The following is an 18,704-nucleotide window of genomic DNA, read 5'->3' as shown; positions in this document are numbered from 1 at the left end:
CTCGGCCCAGGCCATGACACGCGCACAGCTCAACAACGTCAAGGCCGAGGAACTGCTCGGCCGCATCATCGAGATCGTCCGCAGCCAGGGCCTGGCCGGCTTCTCGCTGGACAACCTGGCGCCCCAGCTGGGCACCAGCAGCCGCATGCTCGTGTACTACTTCGGCAGCAAGGACGAACTGCTCGGCCGCATCGTCTACACGCTGCGCAACGACATCGTCACCCAGCTGGAGAACGAGCCGGTCGGCACCATCACCCAGGCCGTCGATCGCTGGTGGGACCACTACCGGGCCAACCCGGTCGACATGCAGTTCTTCTTCCACCTGACGTCGCGCAGCTTCGAGGAGCCGGACAAGTTCCAGGAGTTCGCCAGCACGGCGGTCGGCCAGTGGGAGGCGTACTTCGTGCGCAGCCTCCAGGGCCACGTCACGTCCCATGAGGAGGCCGAGGCGATCGCCCGGCTCGTGCTCGCCACCGTCCGCGGCCTCATGGCCGACCTGCTCATCACCTCCGACCAGCCGCAGGCCGAGCGCTCGCTCGCCGTCTTCAAGGACATGCTCGAGGCGAAGCTGGCGGCGTCGGCCGACAATCTGTAATCTGATTACATGCTGCGGCTGAGCACCATCCGGACCACGAGGGGCAACTCGCTGAGCGTCGCGACGGTGTCGCCTTTGCGCGACGGCGCCGCGCGCCCGCCGATCCTGCTGCTGCACCCCATCAACATGCGCAAGGAGTGCTGGCTCGGCCTGCTGCCGGCGCTCGCGGCGGAGCGCAGTTGCGTGCTGGTGGACCTCGCCGGCCACGGCGAGTCGACCGACGACGACTTCTCCCTCGACGCGTGGGTGAGCGACTGCGTCGACGTCGTGCGGTCGCTCGACCTGACCGATCCGCACGTGGCCGGCGGGTCACTCGGCGGCGCCATCGCAGTCGGGCTCGCGGCCGCCCTGCCGGACCGCGTCCGGTCGGTCACCGGGCTGGGCAGCAGCGTCGCCTCCGCGACCGGCGACTCGCCCGCCCCGGCCGACGACGACGCCGTCGACGCCCTGTTCGCCGGGCTGGCCCGCGAGGCCGTGGCGCCCGGCCGACCCGACGACGTCGTCGACACCGTCCGCCTGCTGACCAACCGCCACGGCCCCGACGTCGTGACCCGGGTCCTGCGCGCGGCCTACGCCGCCGACGCGTCCGGCCGGCTGGAAGAGGTGCGCTGCCCGGCCCTCTGGGCGACCGGCGAGCACGACGTCACCTGCTCGCTGGCGGAGAGCGAGCGGATCGCCGGACTGCTCGCCGCCGGCGTGCACGTGCCGCTGCCCGGGGTGGGGCACCTGCCGATGATCGAGGACCCGGCGCTCGTGCTCGAGCACCTCGTCCCGCACCTGCGCGCCGCGGACGCCGCCTGACGGTCGGCCAGGATCCCTAGATGAACGGGACCTGTTGATCTATGCAGCTTGGTGGGCTGATCGCCGCGGGTGCCTTGGCACTGCTGGCCATGCTGGATACCGGGATGAACCGGACGTTCGGGCGGTGGTCAGCCTAGCCAAGGTGATGGCCGGTGACCGGGTGAGGCCACTGTCGCCGGGCGACCGTCGCCTCACGTTGGCTGGCCGGCCGTGCGCCCGGGCCTGCCGCGTTCGCCGGGTTCCGTGCCGTTGGCCGTCCCCCTGCCGCAAAACGGCGAACTGCGGGACAACGGCGAACCGTTACGCGATCCCCACCTCACCGTGTGGACTCGCTGCGTCGAGTGGGGCGGATCACTGTTCCCCTGGCAACAGCAACGCCACCCAGCAAGCACAGTGATCCCACCCAGCGGCGTACCAGGGGGCGCACAGTCGTCGCGGCCCAACGATGCGGGGATCGATGTGAGATCGCTGCGGAAACGACGCGGCATCACTGTCGCTGACACGACAGTGTTCCCACATCGATCCACACCGTTGCGCCGGGCCGGCGACCGAACGTGGCTGGTCAGATGCTGCGTCTACACCTGTAGAACCGGGACCAGCCACTCGACGCCCGCTCAAACTCGGTTCGAGTGCCGGAGACCAAGCGAGGCTAGAAGCGGTCGAGGCGGCAGCCGGCCAGCTGCGGCTCGACGGCGCCGTCGACCAGTTCGCGCGCGACCAGGCGGCCCACCGCCGGGGCGAGCGTGACCGCGGCGTGGAACACCGCCAGGTAGAGGCCGGGCGCCTGGGCGACGGGCCCGACGATCGGCTCGCCGTCGGCCGGCATGGGGCGTTGGCGGACCCGGGTGCTGAGCAGCTCGACGTTCGCGGCGCCGCGGAAGGTGGACCGGACGGCGGCGAGCGTCCGTTCGGGCGAGTCCGCGGCGGCGATGAGGCGGTCCGCGGCGACCTGCCGGAGATCGAAGTCCAGATTGTTGACCACGGTGCGGACCAGGCCGGCCGGAGCGCGGAACCGGAAGAGCGTCGCCGGCGACGGGCCGGCCGGGACGCGGACGCCGACCGACGCGGCCAAGGCGGCCGTGGCCACACCTGCCGCGAGCACCACCGTCGCGCCGGAGAGGGGCCCCGCGGCGGTCTCGACCCCGGTGACCCGGCCCGCGGCGTCCCGGCGGATCGCCGTGACCGGGGTGTCCGGATGGACCTGGGCGCCGTGGGCGCGGGCACCCGCGACCAGCCGTTCGGTCACGCCCACCGGGTCGGCGGCGCCGTCGCCGGGTGTCCAGACGGCCCACTCCGGGGGCTGCCGCAGGGCGGGCTCGAGCGTCGCCACGGTGGCCGCGTCGACGATCTCCTGCCCGGGCCCCGCCTCCGGCGCTGCGTCCGTCGTCCCCCAGGACAGCGAGCCGGACCAGGTCACCGGGAGCCCCGGCAGCTCGGCCTCGAGCCGCCGGTACTCGTCCGTCGCGATGGTCCGCAGCGCGGCGGCCGGACCGGTGCGGAGGCCGGCCGATCCGATCCAGGCGAACGAGTCCGCCGTCACGCCGCCGCCCGGCCGCCCGGCATCGACGAGCGTCACGACGGCACCGGCCCGGGCCGCGTGATAGGCCACCGAGGCGCCGGCGATGCCGGCGCCGACGACCACGAGGTCGTTGCTCATCGCCGGCTCACCCGCGGGCCGGGTGCCAGGGCTGGGTCGGGTCGGGGAGGCTCATGTCGTGTCTCCTGGCAGTCGGTCGGGCAGCCTGGCGCCACGCGTACTCGACGGAGGCGAAGTCGGACCAGTCGAGCCTACGGCCCATCGGGGTCAGCTTCAGGTGGTCGCCGAGCGACGCAGTCTGGGCACGCCTCACTTCACCCGCGCCGGATGCACCTCACCCGCGAAAGCACCGCACAACCGCCGCCGACGACCGTCATCCGGCGCTGCGGCGGGTGACGTGCTCCCCACGCGAGTGACGTCGACGGCCTGGACGGGTGAACGGCCACCGGACATCGGCGAACGGTGCACCCGGGCGGGCTGTGCCCGCACTTCCCCCGGGGACGGCCCACTGCCGCAAACGGCGAACCGCCGCAAACTCGCCTCAACGCTGCCACAGCGCACGAGCCGCCGTCAGCCGCCTCAGTGGTCCGACCCGGGACCGGGCGGCCACGGCGATGCTAGATCAGGACGTCGCCGGCGCGCTGAACCACCTGGCCGCCGGCGACGACGAGGGCGCGCGGCGGGCAGCGGACCAGGGCGTCCTGGACGTTCTCGGCCTCGAGCAGCACCACGTCGGCCCGCGATCCGGGTGCGAGGTCGTGGGCGGCGCGGCCGAGGTACCCGCCGGCGTGCGAGGTCGCCAGCCGCACCACGTCGACGAGGTCGTCGTCGGCGCGCAGGGCGTGCAGCCGCGCGAACCCCAGCGCGATGCGCAGCAGGTCGCCGTCGCCGAACGGGGACCACAGGTCGCGGATGCCGTCGGTGCCGAGGCCGATGGGGATGCCGCGCTCGCGCATCTCGCGCCAGGGCAGCGGCGTGCTGCGCACTGGCGCGGCCGTCGCCCAGCCGATGCCGGCCTCGGCGAGGACGTCGAGCAGTTCGGTCTGGCGACCCGGTGGCAGCTCACCGAGGGCGAAGCCGTGCGAGATGGTCACCCGGCCGTGCAGCCCGGCGCCGCGGGTCCGCTCGGCGATCAGCTCGAGCTGGAAGGCGCCGAGCTCGCCGCCGTCGTGCAGGTGGATGTCGATGCCGACGCCGCGCCGCTCGGCGATGTCGAACAGGCCGTCGAGCTGACGGACCGGGTCGCGGTCGATCGACGCCGGGTCGATGCCGCCGACGTGGGTGGCGCCGGCCGCGGCCGCCTGGTCGAGCAGGTCGAGCACGCCCGGCCGGCGCATGACGCCGTCCTGCGGGAAGGCCACGACGTCGACCTGGACGGCGTCGCCGAGGGCGGCCGCCGCCGTACGGACGACGTCGATGCCACGCAGCCCCACGCCGAGGTCGACGTCGACGTGGGTGCGCACCCCCGTCGTGCCGTGCCGGACCAGCTCCCGCAGCACCGCGGTGGCCGACTCGACGCTCGGGATGCCGAGCGCGTCGCGTTCGGCGCGCTCGTGGGCGATTCGGCCGGCGGTCCCCGGCGCGCCGCCGGCGGCTACCCAGGGGCGGCCCCACCAGCTCTTGTCCACGTGCGCGTGGACGTTGAGGAGTCCGGGAAGGGCCAGCCGCCCGCCGCCGTCGATGGTGGTCTCGCCGTCGTTCGCCGCCGTGCCGGCAGGGACGACGTCGAGGATCCGCGCCCCGGCCATCACCATGTCGGCGGCCGCGCCGCCCCACGGCCGGACGTTGGTCAGTCTCACGGTTGCCATGCCACGACGGTATACCAAATCAGGAGGACGTCTCGCGCCGAGAGGTCGCGGCGGCCCGGCCGGTCTCCACGTGGGCCCGGACGAGCGCGTCGACGCCGGCGGCGTCGCGGTCGGCGATGGCGTCGTACAGCGCCTCGTGTTCGCGGGCGATCCGGAGGAGGTCGTCGTGCTGGGCCAGCAACCATCGCATCCTGCTGCGGAGCGTGAGTTCGAGCTCGCTGAGCAGGTCGTTCGCCGCCAGCTCCGTCACCGTCTCGTGGAAGTCGGCGGCGCGCCGGCGTGCGGTCACCGCGTCACCGCCGCCGGCGGCCGCCAGCTCGGCGTCGAGCACCGAGCGCAACCGCACCAGGCCGGCGCTCGTGCGTCGCTGGGCCGCGAGGGTGAACGTCAGCGTCTCGAACGCCGAGCGCACCTCGATCAGGTCGGCGACGTCGCCCGGGGTGAACTCGCGGACGATGGCCCAGGTCCGTGGCCGCATCGTCACGAGACCCTCGCCGGCCAGCGTGCGCAGCGCGTCGCGCACCGGCACCCGGCTCACGTCGAGTTCGGCGGCCAGGTCGCGCTCCACCAGCCGGCTGCCCGGCGCCCGCACGCCGTCGACGATGTCGTCACGCAGGCGCCTCGTCACGCGCGCGACCTCGGAGCCGGAGCCACTGAGCTCTGTCATGGACTTGGTATACCATATCTGCATGCGTGGAACCCGGACCCTCGTGGCGGCGCTGACGGCCGTCCTGCTCGCCGCCTGTGCCGCCGGGCCCGCCGACGAGCCGGTGGGGGAGTCGGCCACGACCCCCGACCGGACCCCATCGCCGACCCTGACGGCCACGCCGACCCCGACGCCCACCACGCCCGCCTACACCGAAGAACAGGCCACCGCCATGCTCCTGGACGCCGCCGCCGCGAACGACGCCGGTTCCATCGCGACCGCCGTCACCAACGGCGCCGACCTCGAGGTGCGCGACGGCTCCGGGCGGACGCCGCTCGTCGTCGCCACGAAGGCCGGCCACGTCGAGGCCGCACTCGAACTGCTCGCGGCCGGGGCCGACCCGAATGCCAAGGACGACATCGAGGACTCCGCGTTCCTCTACGCCGGCGCCGAGGGACTGGACGAGATCCTGGCGGCGACCCTGCGCCACGGCGCCGACGTCACGAGCACCAACCGCTTCGGCGGCACCGCCCTCATCCCGGCCAGCGAGCACGCCCACGTCGAGACCGTCCGCACGCTCATCGCGGCCGGCGTGCCCGTGAACCACGTCAACGACCTGGGCTGGACCGCCCTGCACGAGGCGATCGTCCTCGGCAACGGCTCCGACCGCCACGTCGAGACGGTTCGCCTGCTCATCGCGGCCGGCGCCGACGTCACCATCCCCGACCGCGACGGTGTCTCCCCGCGCCGCCTCGCCGCCGGCCGCGGCTACACGGCGATCGTTGCCGAGATCGACCGCGCCACCGCCTGAGCGCCGGGCTCAGCCGAAGGCGATGAACGGTGCGAGGACGAGCAGGGAGACGACGAGTGTGGTGGTGAGGTGGCGGGTCGGCAGGGTCCTCGCGATCTTCCAGCCGAGCAGGACGCCGCCGAGTTCGGGGATGCCGACGATCGCGGCGAGCGGCCAGTCGATGGCGTCGCTGGCGAGGTAGCCGAGGGTTCCGGTCGTGGCGATGACGATGGACTGGGCCTGGGCGGCGGCGAGGGATTCGAGCAGGGGGACGCCGGCGGCCACGAGTAGCGGTACCGACAGCATGGGGCCGCCGATGCCGACGACGCCCGCGGTCGTGGCGACGCCCAGCCCGATCCCGGCCACGACGGCCGGCGGCGGTTGGTTCGACGGCGCCTGCCGCGTGGAACCGAGTTGCCGCCGCCAGACCAGCGCGGCGACCAGGATCATGAGGGCCGCCAGGATCAGCCCGAAGACCTGGGTGCCGACCGCCGAGTTGATCAGCACACCGGCGGGAGCGCCGGCGAGTGCGGTGCCGGCCAGGATCAGCGCGGTGCGCCGGGTGCGTGGCTCCCGGAGGTGACCGGAGTGGGTGTAGGCCGCTGTTGCCAGCGCGCCGGTGGCGACGTGGGTGATCATCGCGGTCCCGGCGACCTCGGCCGGGGACAGGTCGGTGAGCAGGAACAGGCCGATCGTGGGCAGCACGCCGCCGGGGCCGACGGCGGCGATGCCGATGCCGCCGATCAGCCCGAACGCCGCCAGCAGGACGAGCAGGGACACCGGCATGCCGGATCAGCCGGCGGCCGGGCCGCGGTACATGGTGGCCCGCAGGGTCAGCCGGTCGGCGCGGATGCGGATCGACTCCACGTCGACGACCCGGCCGTCGGGCAGGGAGGTGTTGCGTTCGATGGCGAACACCGCGGCGCCGGCGGGGATGTCCAGTAGCCGGGCGGTGTCGGCGTCGGCGTTCACGGCGTGGACGGCGACCTCGGCGCGGCCCAGGCGAGTGCCGGCCACCTCCTCGATCACGGCGAAGAGGTCGCGGTGCACCAGGTCGGCGTCGAGCACGCGGCGTCCGAGGTCCGCGACGAGGTAGCTGGTGTCCAGCGACAGCGGCTGGTCGTCGAGGCGGCGCAGGCGCTCGATCCGGACCACGCCGTCGCCGGGTTCGACCTGGAGCCGGTCGGCGACCGCCGCCGGCGCGGCCACGGCCGCGGCGACACGGACCTCGTTGGTGACGGTCCCGTGCCCGGCCAGGGTCTCGGCCAGTCCGGCCAGCCGGTCCAGTCCGTGCCCGAGCTTGGCGGCGACGACCGTGGTGCCGACCCCGGGCCGCCGGGTGATGAGTCCTTCGCCGCGCAGCAGGCCCAGCCCTTCGCGGACGGCGTTGCGCGACGCGCCCAGGCGGCGTCCGAGCGTCCCTTCGTCCGGCAGCAGGCCGCCGGGGTAGGCGCCTGCGGTGATCTGCTGGCGGAGGAGGTCGGCGACCTGCCGGGCCCGCTCGGCCCGCGGCCGCATCGACCGTTCGCTGTACTGGCTCACGCCTCCCACGCTAGGCGATCACAGATTACGCCGGAGTTACGCCACCAGTGGTGACCAGCGCAAACGCCTGACCAGCGGTGGCGTGGGCCGGGATCGGCGCTGCGCCGCCCGAGCTACGTGGTGCGGCGGCGTTCGAGGAGGACGGTGTCGTGCCAGGCGCCGTCGCGCTGGGCGATCTTCTCGCGGATGCCGACGGTGCGGTAGCCGGCCTGGTGGTGCAGCGAGAGGCTGGCGCGGTTCTCGGTGAAGATCGACGTCTGGAGCGTCCAGATGTCGTCCTTGTCCGCGGCGGTGACCTGCTGCCGCAGCAGTGCCTTGCCGACGCCGCGGCCGCGGAACGCGGTGTCGACGTAGACGGAGGTCTCGCCGACGCCGCGGTAGCAGTCGCGGTCGGAGGTGGGCGTGATGGCGGTCCAGCCGGCGACGGCGCCGTCGATCTCGGCGACCCACCGGTGGCCGGGCAGCCACTTCGCCGCCAGGCGGGTGCTGGCCGGGACCTGGGTCTCGAAGGTGGCGATGCCGGTGTCGATGCCGTCGCGGTAGATGCGCCGGACATCGGCCCAGTCGTCGTCGGCAAGGGCCCGGACGGTGACGTCGGCGGGGATGTCGTCGGGGCAGCAGGGGCGGTCGGCGGCGGTCATGCCCATGACGACGTCGGCCATGTGCGGCAGGCCGGTGCAGCAGGCCTCGTTGACGGTGACGCGCGTGCTGGTGCCCACCTTGGCGACGTGCACGAAGCGCGCCTCGGCGAGCTTGCGCACGTGGTGCGAGGCGGTCGACTGGCTGATGCCCAGCAGGTCGGTGAGCTCGCCGACGGTCATGCCGCCGTTCGAGGCGGCGACGGCGTGCAGCACCCGCACCCGGGTGGGGTCGGAGAGGGCCGTGAAGCACTCGGCATAGTCCGCCGCGGCGTCGGCGGGGAGCAGCTGCAGCGGACCGGCCAGTGTCGTCATGCCGGGAGTCTATCGACCAATGTCGATGGTTGCCATCATCGATACGCGTCGATAGAGTCGGCGGCAACGATCGATGAAGTTCGATGAAGGAGTCGTGTGATGGCGTACCCCGTAGTGGTGGTCGGCGCCGGCCCGGTGGGCCTGGCGGCCGCGGCCGAGCTGGTCGAGCGCGACGTCGACGTGCTGGTGTTCGAGCGTGGCGCGTCGGCGGGGGCGGCGGTGTCCGAGTGGGGGCACGTCCGGTTGTTCTCGCAGTGGTCGGAGCTGGTGGCGCCCGCGGCCGGCCGGATGCTGGAGGCGCGCGGCTGGGCCCGTCCGGCCGGCGACGGCTACCCGACCGGCGGCGAGTGGGTGCGCGACTTTCTCGCCCCGCTCGCCGACGCGCTGGGGGAGCGGGTACGCACGGGTGCCGAGGTCGTCGGCGTCGCGCGGCGCGGTCGCGACCGGGTGGTCGACGATGGCCGCGACGATGAGCCGCTGACCGTCCACGTCCGGTACGACGACGGCCGCGAGGCGCGCATCCTCGCGCGCGGTCTGGTCGACGCGTCCGGCACCTGGGTCGCGCCGAACCCGCTCGGCGGCGACGGACTGCCGGCGCTGGGGGAGCCGGCTGCCGTGGCGGCGGGCCGGCTGGACTACCGCGGTCCCGACCTGTCGGTGCCGGAGGAGCGGGAGCGGTTCGCCGGCCGGCACGTCGTCGTCGCCGGCAGCGGGCACTCCGCGCTCACCGCGCTGGTGTCGCTCACCGGTCTGGCCGACGGCACCGCCATCACCTGGGTGCTGCGCCGCGGCGCCATCGGCGACACGTTCGGCGGCGGCGACGCCGACGAGCTGCCGGCCCGCGGGCGGCTCGGCCAGCGGGCACGGACGGCGGTCGAGGCCGGCCGGGTCCGCGTCGTCACCGGCTTCCGCACCGAGGTCGTCGAGGCCCGGCCCGACGGGCGGGTCGCGCTGGTGTCGTCCGGCGGGCAGCGCATCGACGACGTCGACCAGGTGATCGCGCTGACCGGGATGCGCCCGGATCTTTCCTGGCTGTCCGAGCTGCGGCTCGAGCTGGACGCCACGCTGCAGGCACCGGTGAAGCTCGCGCCCGTGATCGACCCGAACGTCCATTCCTGCGGCAGCGTCTCGCCGCACGGCGTCCGCGAGCTGGCCCACCCCGAGCCGGGCGTCTACCTGGCCGGGATGAAGAGCTACGGCCGGGCGCCGACGTTCCTGGCCATGACCGGCTACGAGCAGGTCCGCAGCATCGCCGCCGACTTCGCCGGCGACCGCGCCGCCGCCGAGCGGGTCGAGCTGGTGCTGCCCGAGTCCGGCGTCTGCGGCGGCTCCGGCGGCTACGACGACGACGGCGGCTGCTGCGGCACGTCGACCGGCCCGGAGCTGATCACGCTCGGCGCGCCGGTCCGCACGTCGAACTGACCGGGCCGCGTGGCGAAGTCGTCAGGCGGCGCCCAACCACCGGCTGAGGTAGGCGTGGACGCCGCTGAGGTCGGCGTCTCCGCGGAGTGCGAGGTGCCCGTCGGGTCGGACGAGGAGATGGGCGGCTGAGGAGCCGACGTGGAGTCGTCGGCTCGCTCGGCCGGTGCGGTCGAGCATGCCGTCGTTGCCGTCGGTGCGGCTGAGCCGGTGAACCGTGAGCAGGCCGGGGTAGCGGGCCGCCAGGCCGTCTCCGGTCGACGGCGGCCACTGACCCGCCGATCCGCACAGCAGGAGGTGGAAGCCGGGCGCGCCGAGTTCGGCATGGAGCGTCGTCGCCCGGCCATCGCGGATGACGGGAGCATCGGGGAGCCGGTCGCCGGGGCGCGGGCCGCGCTCGAGCCGGGCTGTGCGGCCGGCGGAGAGCGGGCTGCGCCGGTAGCGGATGGCGAGCTGGGCGAGGATGCGGAAGCCGTAGCCGCGGATCCGCCGGAATCGGGTGGCCAGCGGCGCGACTGACGGGACGATGCGGGCGCGCGCGGTGCGGATCACCGGGCTCGACGAGGTGCCGATGGTGAAGGCTCGGTCGGTGAAGCGCAACACGCGACGCCCGACCGGTGCGCGCTCCGGCTCGTAGGTGTCCAGCAGCTCGGGCGTGCCGTGGCCGGTCACGACGAGGCCGAGCTTCCAGCCGAGGTTGACGGCGTCCTGGATGCCGGTGTTCATGCCCTGCGCGCCGGCCGGGCTGTGGATGTGTGCGGCGTCGCCGGCCAGAAAGACCCGGCCCGAGCGGTAGCGGGTGGCGCCGCGGTTGGCGATCCGGAAGTCGGTGCTCCAGATCGCATCGTGCAGCCGCACCGGGATCGTGGTGGCGGCGTCGACCAGCGCCTGCAGCTCCGTCAACGCCACCGGCCCGCCGCTGGGCGCGAGCTGATCGGGCGGACGCATGGCGAGCAGTCGCCACGACGCCGGAGTGGCGAGCGGGAAGAAGAACAGGATGCCGCTCCCGCCGACGAACGCGTGGGCGGCGCCGGGCTCGATGCCGTGGGCTTCCAGGTCGGCCAGCACGAACGTCTGCGGATATGCGAGGCCCTCGAAGCCGATGCCGGTCAGCCGGCGGACGGCGCTGTGCGCGCCGTCGCAGCCCACCACGTACCGGGCGATGACAGACTCCACCGTACCGGCCGACCGCAGTCTGCACGTCGCTGTGTCGTCGTCCTGGTCGAGGGCGATGAGCTCGGTCCCGCGCTCAGGCTGGATGCCGTGTCCGGTGAGGTGGTCGACGAGGATGCGTTCGGTCTCGGCTTGCGAGAGGAACAGCAGGTAGGGGTAGGCGGTGTCGTCGAGGCCGATGTCGAACAGCGGTATCGACACCGTGCGGCGGCTCATGTGTATGCGCAGGCGAACGGTCCGGTTGCCCTGGGCGACCAGCCGGTCGGACACTCCGAGGCCGGCGAGGACTTCCAAGGTCCGGGGCTGGATGGCCAGTGCACGCGACTCGTGCACCCGGTCCGGCGCGCGGTCGACGATCCGGAACCGCGCCCCGTACTGCTGGAGCGTGGCAGCCAGCGCCAGCCCGGTCGGCCCAGCGCCGACGACGAGCACGTCAACGACCTCGCCGCGCTCCATGGCGGCACCATGCCACTTTCGGGCAACTGACGGGAAGTGGCCGCGCTCGCTACCGAGAGACTGGCACCTGGAGCTCGCCGAGGAGGGCGAGGACGCGGCGCTCGATGTCGTCGCGGATGGGCCGGACGTCGGTGAGGCCCTGGCCGGCGGGGTCGTCGAGGGTCCAGTCCTCGTAGCGCTTGCCGGGGAAGACGGGGCAGGCGTCGCCGCAGCCCATGGTGACGACAACGTCGGCGGCGCGGACGATCTCGTCGGTCCAGGGCTTGGGGAACTCGGCGGAGATGTCGATGCCGCGTTCGGCCATGGCCGCGACGGCGACGGGGTTGACCTGGTCGCCGGGTTCGGAGCCGCCCGACCACGCGATGGCCGCGTCGCCGGCGTGGTGCTGGAAGAAGCCGAGCGCCATCTGCGAGCGGCCGGCGTTGTGCACGCACAGGAACAGCACGGTGGGGCGGCCGTCGTGGCCGCGGCCTTCGACACGGGCGAGGGCGCGGAGGCGTTGCCGGGCGAACCGCTCGGCCAGTAGCGGCAAGAAGTTGGCGACGACGGCGCGGTCGGCGAACTGGTCGTAGGAGGTGTGCAGGAACCGTTCGATGGTCTGTTGCCCGAAGGTTCCGTCGAACTCGCCGGCCAGCCGGGTGGCGGCGGTGGTGAGGGCGACCTGCTGGTCGAGCGTGAGTGGCGGTCCTTCGTCGGTATGCGACATGGCGGGTCTCCTGTCAGGACGCGGCGAGGCGCGGGGCGAGGGCGTGGACGCGGTCGGTGAGGGTGGTGACGGTGGTGTCGAAGGCGTCGTCGGTGCCGGCGCGGACGGGGTCGGGGATGGACCAGTGCAGTCCGCCGCGGTCGCCGAGCTCCTCGTGGGCGTGGTCGCAGACGGTGATGACGAAGTCGTCGTCGGCGGCGATGTCGGCCAGGCGCTGGGGCCGGGTCGCGCGCAGTACGAGGCGGTGCCGGCGGGCGGCGGCGACGGCGCCGGGATCGACCCGTTCGGCGGGATGGGTGCCGGCCGAGGTGGCGGGGATCTGGCTGGCTTGCCGCCAGAGCGCGGCGGCGAGCTGGGAGCGGGCGGAGTTGGCGGTGCAGACGAACACGACCCGATGGGCGTCGCCGGCAGCGCCGGGGATGAGCCCGTCGAGCGCACCGGGGGTGAGCCGGACGTAGCTGCGCCGCCGATCGGCCTCGGACCGGTCGCGGGCGAGCAGCCCGGCGGCCTGAAGGGTCTTGAGGTGGTGGGCGAGCAGGTTCGACGGCATCCCGAGTCTGGCCTGTAGCTCGCTGGGGGAGAGGTCGCCGAGGCTGAGCAGGTCGACGATGTGCAGCCGGGACGGGTCGGCCAGGGCCGCGTGCTTGGCGGCTCGCCGCTCCAGGGCTGTTCGCTCAGCGCTCATTGCCTCAATCTTGACTGAGCTATCCCACGTCGTCAAGGCTTGGCGCCGTGATGACGCGACGACTGCTGGCCGAGTTCCTCGGCACGGGTCTGCTGGTGACTGTGGTGGTGGGTCCGGGACCGCCGCGCAGCGGCTGTCGCCGGACGACGTGGGGCTGCAGTTGCTGGAGAACAGCACCGCGACCGTGCTGGGGCTGGCGGTGCTGATCCTGCTGTTCGGGCCCGTGTCCGGGGCGCACTTCAACCCGGTGGTGACGCTGGCCGACTGGTGGCTGGGCCGGCGGTCCAGTGCTGGCCGGCCGCCGGCGGAGGTGGCCGCGTATGTGGTTTCGCAGTGTGCCGGCGGGATCGGCGGGGCGCTGCTGGCGAACGTGATGTTCTCCGTCGACGCCGGGCTGGCGGCGACCGAGCGCACCGGCACGGGGCTGCTGGTCGGTGAGGTGGTGGCGACGGCCGGGCTGGTGCTGATGATCTTCGCGCTCGTCAGGTCCGGCCGCGCCACGCTGGTCGCCACTGCCGTCGGCGCCTACATCGGGGCGGCGTACTGGTTCACCAGCTCGACGTCGTTCGCCAACCCCGCCGTCACCGTCGGGCGGACGTTCACCGACACCTTTGCCGGCATCGCGCCGTCGTCGGTCTCGGCGTTCGTCGGCGCCCAGCTGGTCGGTGGCGCCGTCGGCGTGCTGCTCGTTCTCGCCCTGTTTCCCGCTACCGCCCGCAGGGCTGACGCCGTCGACGCAGTCGAGCCCGAACCTGCCCGAGCCTGAGAGGCAACCCGTGCACATCGTCGCCGTCGGCGGCAGCGACGCCGGCATCTCCGCCGCGCTGCGCGCCCGCGAGCTGGACCCGACGGCCGAGGTCACCGTCGTCCGGGCGCCCAGCCCATCACCATCCGCATCACCGGCGACACCGACACCGGCCGGCTGCTCGGCGCGCAACTCGTCGGGCCGCGCGGCACCGAGACCGCCAAGCGCGTCGACACGTACGCGACGGCCCTGTTCCACGACATGACCGTCGAGCAGTTCAGCGAGCTCGATCTCTCCTACACCCCGCCGCTCGGTTCGCCGTGGGACGCCACCCAGATGGCCACCCAGGCGTGGGTGCGCGAACACCTCCTACCGGGACAGGTGGCTCAGGTCGCGCGCTGAGATCTCGTCGTCGTCCCGGCTGCGACGACGGCGGCGACGCACGCGGTCGCGGTGAGCACGGCGAACATGGCCGGGTAGGAGCCGACGGCGGAGGCGAGGGCGCTGCCGGCCCAGGGGGCGATGGCCATCGCGATGGTGGTCGGGGCGTTGAGGATGCCGTAGAGGGTGCCGAAACCGGCGATGCCCCAGCGGTCGCTGACGGCGGTGGACTGCAGCAGGGTGAACGCACCCCGCGCGATGCCGAGGACGATGCTGGCGGCGACCAGCGCGGCGGCGGGCCCGGGGAGCAGGCCGACGCCGGCGATGGTGGCCGCGACGGCGGTCAGGATGAGGACGGACCGCAGGCGTGGGGTGGTGCGCCGGGAGAGCGGGGCGTAGCCGATGCGGCCGAGCAGCTGCCCGGCACCGGACAGGCCGAGCGCCCAGGCGGCGAGCGTCATGGACAGGCCGCGGTCGGTGAGTAGCGGGATGAGGTGGATGGTCGCGGCGAACATCGCGAACGCGGTGAGCGCCGAGGCGACGGTGAGGCACACGAACGCCCGGCTGGTGGCCACCGCACGGACGTGGCCGTTGCGCAGCCGGGTGCGTGCCGCATGGTCGGTGGCCGGCCAGGTCGCGTTCAGGCCGAGCGCGTGGCCCGGGATCGTGGTGACCGCCAGCAGAACGGCGAGCGCGACGTAGGTCTGCCGCCAGGAGAGGTGGTCGAGCAGGGCCGCGGTGGCTGGGGCGAAGATCGTGCTGGACAGGCCGGCGACGAGGGTCAGGGCGGTCAGCGCGCGAATCCGGGCCGGCCCGTACCAGCGGGTCAGCGCGGTGAACGCGGGCGCGTAGAGCGTTCCGGCCTGGGCGATGCCGGCGACCACCCAGGCGGCGGCGAACCAGCCGACGCTCGGTGCGGCGGCGACGGCGAGGGTCGCGGCGACGCCGGCGACCGACCCGAGCGTCATCACCCAGCGTGGGCCGTGTCGGTCGATGATCCGGCCGACGGCGATGCCGGCGACGGCCGCGACGAGGAGGGCGGCCGAGAAGGCCGCCGTCGTCGACGACTCGGACCAGCCGGTGTCGGTGGTGATGGCCGGCAGCGCGACCGGGAACGAGTAGTACAGGACGCCCCAGCCGACGATCTGGGTCAGGCACAGCGCGGCCAGCACGCGGCGGGGACCAGCGCGCTGGCTGCTGCGCTGGTCCCCGGCCGGGTGGGCTGGTCTCACAGGCCGATGATCGCGTGTGCCTGCTGGACGTGCGCGGTCAGTGGCCGCACGACGTGGTCGGCGTCGCGACTGACCCCGCGCACGGTGTTGGAGGAGAAGGAGCGCTGGAACTCCAGGCCCAGGTAGACCAGCCCGGGGTGGGTGGTGGAGATGCCCTCGGCGTGCAGCGGCAGGCCGTTGTCGTCCAGGGCGCCGAGCGGTGCCAGGTAGGCGAGGTTCGGCCGGTACCCGGTGGCGAAGATGACGGCGTCGACGTGCTCGCGCTCGCCGTCCGGCCAGACGACGCCGTCGTCGTCGAAGGCGGTGAACATCGCCCGCCGGTCGATGCGGCCGGACTCGATGCCCTCGCGGTAGCGGCCGGTGTCCAGCACCAGCGGCTTGCGCACGATGCGGCGCAGCCAGGCCGCCGGCAGGTGGTCGAAGCGGGTGACTTCCAGCCAGTGGTGCAGGTCGTGGCCGCGGATCACCTGCGGGAGGAACGAGATCGGCGCGAGCGTGGCGAGGGTGAGGTCGGCGACGCCGGCGAGCTCGTCGGCGATCTGGACACCGGAGTTGCCGCCGCCGACCACGACGACGCGTCTGCCCGCGTACGGGGCCGGGTGGCGGTAGGCGGCGACGTGGAGCAGCTCGCCGGTGAACCCGTCCTGCCCGGGCAGGACGGGGACGGTGGGGTTGCCGAACGACCCGGACGCCGCGACCACACCCGCGGCCGGGACAGCGTCGCCGTCGGCGGTGTGCACGACGAACCCGGTTCCGTCGGCCTCGACCGCGCTCACCCGGGTGCGGGTGCGGATCTCGACGCCGAGGTGCTGGGCGTACCGGTCGAGGTAGTCGGCGACCTCGTCGCGGGTGGGGTAGCGGCCGGGATCGCCGTCGATCGGGAAGCCCGGCATGGCGCTGTAGCGCGCGGGGGAGAACAGCCGCAGGCTGTCGTAGTAGCGCGGCCAGGACCCGGCCGGGCGGTCGCTCGCCTCGAGGACGACGGGGTGCAGGCCGGCGTCGCGGACGGCGCGGGCGGCGGCGAGGCCGGACTGGCCGGCGCCGATGACGATCACGGGGTGTGTTGGGGTGGTCACCACGCCAACGTATCGTCGAATCGCGATATGTCAAAATGACGATACGTTGCGTATGCTCGGTGGTGTGAGCGATGTCGTGACGGCGGGGGAGCGCAGGTCGTTGCCGCTGGTGACCGACGACCTGGCCGAGCTCAGCGCCACCACTCTCGAGTTCCTCAAGGCGCTGGCCAGCCCGGCCCGGCAGAAGATCCTCCTCCTGTTCGCCCGTGGGGCCGAACTGTCGGTGGGGGAGCTCGCCGAGCTCGCCGACATCGGCCAGTCGACCGCATCGGAGCAGCTCAAACTCCTGCGTCGCGGCGGCATCGTCACCTCCCGCCGCGACGGCAAGACCGTCTATTACCGCGCCGACAAGGACGGCATGGCACGCGCCCTCGACGACCTGCAGAACTACCTCAAGGTCTGCTGCTGAGCTCCGTCCAGCGCCTCGGGCGTCACTGGCCCAGCGTCAGGGCGTCGCGGATCGCGGTGAGACGCTCGGGGATGACGCGGTAGTAGATCCAGGTGCCGCGGCGGTCGCCGGTGATCAGGCCGGCGTCGCGCAGCAGCTTCAGGTGGTGGCTGGTGGTGGCGGCCGTCTTGCCGATGCTGGCCGAGAAGTCGCAGGCGCAGACCTCGTCGGCGTTGAGCAGCATCGACAGGATCTTCACCCGCGCCGGATCGGCCAGCGCCTTGAACATGCCCGCGAGCAGCGACGCGTCGTCGTCGCTCATGGCCGAGCTCGGGGCGCAGCAGTCATTGAGCACCGGCAAGGCTCGGGTGCTCGCCGGTGCGGCGGGGCTGATGGTCACGGTGGTCATCGTGGCTCCAAGGCTACCCGGGACGGCCGGCTGATTCCATGATTGTCGAAGTTTGTTTTGATATCTTTCGAATCAGTGATGAGATGAACATCGAAACAAGGAGGCGTCATGGATCCGTATCTGCCCGAGACGATGGCTGCCGAGCGCCGGCGCGACCTGTTCGCCGAGGCTGCTCGCCAACGGCTCGTCGCGGTGGCGACCTGCTGCCGCCGTAGCGCCCTGGGTCGCGCGGTGTCGCGGGTGCGCGACGCCTGGCCCGCGCGGTCCGCTCGCCGCGGCACCGCCTGCTGCGCGACCGTCTGAACCTCCACCCACCAGCCAGTGCGCGAGGGGGTGACCTCGATGGACTGCTGTGACGACCAGATCACGGACTGCTGCGACGAGACCGGCTGCTGCTGACGCCGGGATGTACCCGTTGTAGGGCGGCTCGACTGCTGGCCGCCTGGGTCCGGTGAGGCTTCCCTTGTGTACGTCGGTATGCGATCGTGTCCGCCACGTTCGGGTGGCGGAAGGGGCTGCATGGAACTCGCGCATGACGTCGTCCGATTGGGGTTCGTCGGTCTGGGCGAGGCCGCCGGTGCGATCGCCGCCGGCCTGCCCGGGCCGGCGGCGCAGGTGTACGCGTTCGATGCCAGGGCCGACGACGCCACGGTGCGCGAGCGCGCCACGGCCGGCGGCGTCGCGCTGGTGAGCACCCCGGCCGAGCTTGCCCAGCGCTGCGAGGTCGTCATCGCTCTCACCAGTGGTGCGTCCGCCGTGACGGTGGCGGAGGAGCTGGCCGGTGCGCTGCGGCCCGAGCACGTCTACGCCGACTGGAACTCCGCCAGTCCGGACACCAAGCGGCGAGTGGCCGCCGTGGTCGAGCCGAGCGGTGCCCGGTTCGCCGACGGCGCCGTCATGGCGGCGGTGCCCGCGCACGGCCACCGGGTGCCGGTGCTGCTCAGTGGCGGCGGGGCGGAGGAGTTGCGCTGCCGTTGCGCCGGCCTGGGGATGAACCTGCGGGTCATCGGCGCCGAGCCGGGGCAGGCGGCGGCGGTGAAGATGCTGCGCAGCCTGATCGTCAAGGGCCTGGAATCGCTCGTGGTGGAGTGCGTCGCGGCCGCCGATCACTATGGCGTCACCGACGAGGTGCTGCTGTCGCTGGACGGCACGCCGGACACGTCGGACTGGCGCGCACTGTCGGCCTACCTGCACTCCCGGGTCCGCGAGCACGGCGGCCGCCGGGCGGTCGAGCTGGACGAGGTGGCGAGGACGGTGTCGGCGGCCGGCGTCGAGCCGTGGCTCGCCGAGGCGGCAGCACGCCGTATGCGCTGGGCCGCGGAGACCTCTTGACGCCTCGGCGGCGCCGCCGTACGCTGCCGC

19 protein-coding genes and 2 pseudogenes are annotated in these 18,704 nt (G+C 73.3%); 9 read left to right on the top strand and 12 right to left on the bottom strand.

The window, feature by feature from the left end; translation table 11 throughout:
• Positions 1-13 precede the first annotated feature (13 nt).
• Together ACW62_RS24035 and ACW62_RS24030 are read left to right on the top strand one after the other, a co-directional pair.
• Positions 14-595, top strand: coding sequence for a TetR/AcrR family transcriptional regulator (locus ACW62_RS24035; protein WP_053206643.1), 582 nt, complete (start codon positions 14-16; stop codon positions 593-595).
• A gap of 9 nt (positions 596-604) precedes the next feature.
• Complete coding sequence (locus tag ACW62_RS24030) at positions 605-1,396, top strand: alpha/beta fold hydrolase (RefSeq protein WP_053206642.1); 792 nt, start codon at positions 605-607, stop codon at positions 1,394-1,396.
• Positions 1,397-2,045: 649 nt separating this feature from the next.
• Here the strand turns inward: ACW62_RS24030 and ACW62_RS24025 are convergent.
• The 3 genes from ACW62_RS24025 to ACW62_RS24010 form a co-directional block, all read right to left on the bottom strand.
• On the bottom strand, positions 2,046-3,053 hold the full coding sequence (locus tag ACW62_RS24025; RefSeq protein ID WP_053206641.1) for an NAD(P)/FAD-dependent oxidoreductase: 1,008 nt from the start codon (positions 3,051-3,053) through the stop codon (positions 2,046-2,048).
• 497 nt (positions 3,054-3,550) lie between these two features.
• The gene (locus tag ACW62_RS24015; protein WP_053206639.1) at positions 3,551-4,741 is read right to left on the bottom strand and encodes an amidohydrolase family protein; all 1,191 of its coding nucleotides are present in this window, start codon (positions 4,739-4,741) and stop codon (positions 3,551-3,553) included.
• A gap of 19 nt (positions 4,742-4,760) precedes the next feature.
• Positions 4,761-5,408 carry a GntR family transcriptional regulator gene (locus ACW62_RS24010; protein ID WP_053206638.1) on the bottom strand — a complete coding sequence of 216 codons (648 nt, stop codon included), beginning with the start codon at positions 5,406-5,408 and terminating at the stop codon, positions 4,761-4,763.
• Between the two features lie 22 nt (positions 5,409-5,430).
• Between ACW62_RS24010 and ACW62_RS24005 the strand changes: the two genes are divergently transcribed.
• Positions 5,431-6,198, top strand: a complete 768-nt coding sequence (locus ACW62_RS24005; protein WP_083460108.1) for an ankyrin repeat domain-containing protein — start codon at positions 5,431-5,433, stop codon at positions 6,196-6,198.
• Positions 6,199-6,207: 9 nt separating this feature from the next.
• Here ACW62_RS24005 and ACW62_RS24000 read toward each other — a convergent pair whose 3' ends face one another.
• From ACW62_RS24000 to ACW62_RS23990, 3 genes are all read right to left on the bottom strand, one after another.
• Positions 6,208-6,963, bottom strand: coding sequence for a sulfite exporter TauE/SafE family protein (locus ACW62_RS24000; RefSeq protein WP_053206637.1), 756 nt, complete (start codon positions 6,961-6,963; stop codon positions 6,208-6,210).
• Positions 6,964-6,969: 6 nt separating this feature from the next.
• Positions 6,970-7,695, bottom strand: coding sequence for a GntR family transcriptional regulator (locus tag ACW62_RS23995; RefSeq protein WP_053206708.1), 726 nt, complete (start codon positions 7,693-7,695; stop codon positions 6,970-6,972).
• A 137-nt stretch (positions 7,696-7,832) separates the two neighbouring features.
• Positions 7,833-8,672 carry a helix-turn-helix domain-containing GNAT family N-acetyltransferase gene (locus ACW62_RS23990; protein ID WP_053206636.1) on the bottom strand — a complete coding sequence of 280 codons (840 nt, stop codon included), beginning with the start codon at positions 8,670-8,672 and terminating at the stop codon, positions 7,833-7,835.
• 96 nt (positions 8,673-8,768) lie between these two features.
• Here ACW62_RS23990 and ACW62_RS23985 point away from each other — a divergent pair, with 96 nt between their 5' ends.
• Complete coding sequence (locus tag ACW62_RS23985; RefSeq protein ID WP_157574948.1) at positions 8,769-10,094, top strand: FAD-dependent oxidoreductase; 1,326 nt, start codon at positions 8,769-8,771, stop codon at positions 10,092-10,094.
• Positions 10,095-10,115: 21 nt separating this feature from the next.
• Here the strand turns inward: ACW62_RS23985 and ACW62_RS23980 are convergent, their stop codons facing one another.
• From ACW62_RS23980 to ACW62_RS23970, 3 genes are read right to left on the bottom strand one after another with little or no spacing between them, the layout of a single operon-like run.
• Complete coding sequence (locus ACW62_RS23980) at positions 10,116-11,720, bottom strand: FAD-dependent monooxygenase (protein ID WP_053206634.1); 1,605 nt, start codon at positions 11,718-11,720, stop codon at positions 10,116-10,118.
• A gap of 49 nt (positions 11,721-11,769) precedes the next feature.
• Complete coding sequence (locus tag ACW62_RS23975) at positions 11,770-12,426, bottom strand: arsenate reductase ArsC (protein ID WP_053206633.1); 657 nt, start codon at positions 12,424-12,426, stop codon at positions 11,770-11,772.
• Positions 12,427-12,439: 13 nt separating this feature from the next.
• A complete protein-coding gene (locus ACW62_RS23970) occupies positions 12,440-13,111 on the bottom strand; it encodes an arsenate reductase/protein-tyrosine-phosphatase family protein (protein ID WP_053206632.1) in 672 nt (223 codons plus the stop codon).
• Positions 13,112-13,161: 50 nt separating this feature from the next.
• Here ACW62_RS23970 and ACW62_RS23965 point away from each other — a divergent pair.
• Positions 13,162-13,877 (top strand): annotated as a pseudogene (locus ACW62_RS23965) (aquaporin).
• A 99-nt stretch (positions 13,878-13,976) separates the two neighbouring features.
• Positions 13,977-14,258: pseudogene (locus ACW62_RS36275) on the top strand (CoA-disulfide reductase); the annotation flags it as partial.
• On the opposite strand, the gene ACW62_RS23960 reads toward ACW62_RS36275, so the two are convergent.
• Both ACW62_RS23960 and ACW62_RS23955 read right to left on the bottom strand, forming a co-directional pair.
• Positions 14,243-15,469, bottom strand: coding sequence for an MFS transporter (locus tag ACW62_RS23960; RefSeq protein WP_053206631.1), 1,227 nt, complete (start codon positions 15,467-15,469; stop codon positions 14,243-14,245). The pseudogene ACW62_RS36275 and the gene ACW62_RS23960 sit on opposite strands and share 16 nt — an antisense overlap.
• Positions 15,466-16,545: a flavin-containing monooxygenase gene (locus tag ACW62_RS23955; protein WP_053206707.1), complete on the bottom strand. Its 1,080-nt coding sequence runs from the start codon at positions 16,543-16,545 to the stop codon at positions 15,466-15,468. Before ACW62_RS23955 ends, ACW62_RS23960 begins: the two co-directional genes overlap by 4 nt.
• Positions 16,546-16,609: 64 nt before the next feature.
• Here ACW62_RS23955 and ACW62_RS23950 point away from each other — a divergent pair, with 64 nt between their 5' ends.
• The gene (locus ACW62_RS23950) at positions 16,610-16,954 is read left to right on the top strand and encodes an ArsR/SmtB family transcription factor (protein ID WP_205629556.1); all 345 of its coding nucleotides are present in this window, start codon (positions 16,610-16,612) and stop codon (positions 16,952-16,954) included.
• A 22-nt stretch (positions 16,955-16,976) separates the two neighbouring features.
• Here the strand turns inward: ACW62_RS23950 and ACW62_RS23945 are convergent, their stop codons facing one another.
• Positions 16,977-17,342 carry an ArsR/SmtB family transcription factor gene (locus ACW62_RS23945; RefSeq protein WP_083460105.1) on the bottom strand — a complete coding sequence of 122 codons (366 nt, stop codon included), beginning with the start codon at positions 17,340-17,342 and terminating at the stop codon, positions 16,977-16,979.
• 108 nt (positions 17,343-17,450) lie between these two features.
• Between ACW62_RS23945 and ACW62_RS23940 the strand changes: the two genes are divergently transcribed.
• Entirely contained in the window at positions 17,451-17,645 is a 195-nt protein-coding gene (locus ACW62_RS23940; RefSeq protein ID WP_053206629.1) for a hypothetical protein, read from the top strand.
• Positions 17,646-17,861: 216 nt separating this feature from the next.
• The gene (locus ACW62_RS23935) at positions 17,862-18,674 is read left to right on the top strand and encodes an NAD(P)-dependent oxidoreductase (RefSeq protein WP_053206628.1); all 813 of its coding nucleotides are present in this window, start codon (positions 17,862-17,864) and stop codon (positions 18,672-18,674) included.
• Positions 18,675-18,704 lie beyond the last annotated feature (30 nt).

This window comes from Jiangella muralis (genome assembly GCF_001270745.1).
GTDB classification, from domain to species: domain Bacteria; phylum Actinomycetota; class Actinomycetes; order Jiangellales; family Jiangellaceae; genus Jiangella; species Jiangella muralis.
Note: the sequence above shows the minus strand (reverse complement) of the source record. Positions and strands in the feature narration are given on the sequence as shown.

Bases quoted from the DNA above. Each gene is read 5' to 3' on its own strand.
- ACW62_RS23975 (WP_053206633.1), bottom strand. From the start codon at position 12,426: ATGTCGCATACCGACGAAGGACCGCCACTCACGCTCGACCAGCAGGTC.
- ACW62_RS23995 (WP_053206708.1), bottom strand. From the start codon at position 7,695: ATGCGGCCGCGGGCCGAGCGGGCCCGGCAGGTCGCCGACCTCCTCCGC.
- ACW62_RS23940 (WP_053206629.1), top strand. From the start codon at position 17,451: ATGGATCCGTATCTGCCCGAGACGATGGCTGCCGAGCGCCGGCGCGAC.
- ACW62_RS23945 (WP_083460105.1), bottom strand. From the start codon at position 17,342: ATGACCACCGTGACCATCAGCCCCGCCGCACCGGCGAGCACCCGAGCC.
- ACW62_RS23970 (WP_053206632.1), bottom strand. From the start codon at position 13,111: ATGAGCGCTGAGCGAACAGCCCTGGAGCGGCGAGCCGCCAAGCACGCG.
- ACW62_RS24015 (WP_053206639.1), bottom strand. From the start codon at position 4,741: ATGGCAACCGTGAGACTGACCAACGTCCGGCCGTGGGGCGGCGCGGCC.
- ACW62_RS24010 (WP_053206638.1), bottom strand. From the start codon at position 5,408: ATGACAGAGCTCAGTGGCTCCGGCTCCGAGGTCGCGCGCGTGACGAGG.
- ACW62_RS23980 (WP_053206634.1), bottom strand. From the start codon at position 11,720: ATGGAGCGCGGCGAGGTCGTTGACGTGCTCGTCGTCGGCGCTGGGCCG.
- ACW62_RS24035 (WP_053206643.1), top strand. From the start codon at position 14: ATGACACGCGCACAGCTCAACAACGTCAAGGCCGAGGAACTGCTCGGC.
- ACW62_RS24025 (WP_053206641.1), bottom strand. From the start codon at position 3,053: ATGAGCAACGACCTCGTGGTCGTCGGCGCCGGCATCGCCGGCGCCTCG.
- ACW62_RS24000 (WP_053206637.1), bottom strand. From the start codon at position 6,963: ATGCCGGTGTCCCTGCTCGTCCTGCTGGCGGCGTTCGGGCTGATCGGC.
- ACW62_RS24030 (WP_053206642.1), top strand. From the start codon at position 605: ATGCTGCGGCTGAGCACCATCCGGACCACGAGGGGCAACTCGCTGAGC.
- ACW62_RS23935 (WP_053206628.1), top strand. From the start codon at position 17,862: ATGGAACTCGCGCATGACGTCGTCCGATTGGGGTTCGTCGGTCTGGGC.
- ACW62_RS23990 (WP_053206636.1), bottom strand. From the start codon at position 8,672: ATGACGACACTGGCCGGTCCGCTGCAGCTGCTCCCCGCCGACGCCGCG.
- ACW62_RS24005 (WP_083460108.1), top strand. From the start codon at position 5,431: ATGCGTGGAACCCGGACCCTCGTGGCGGCGCTGACGGCCGTCCTGCTC.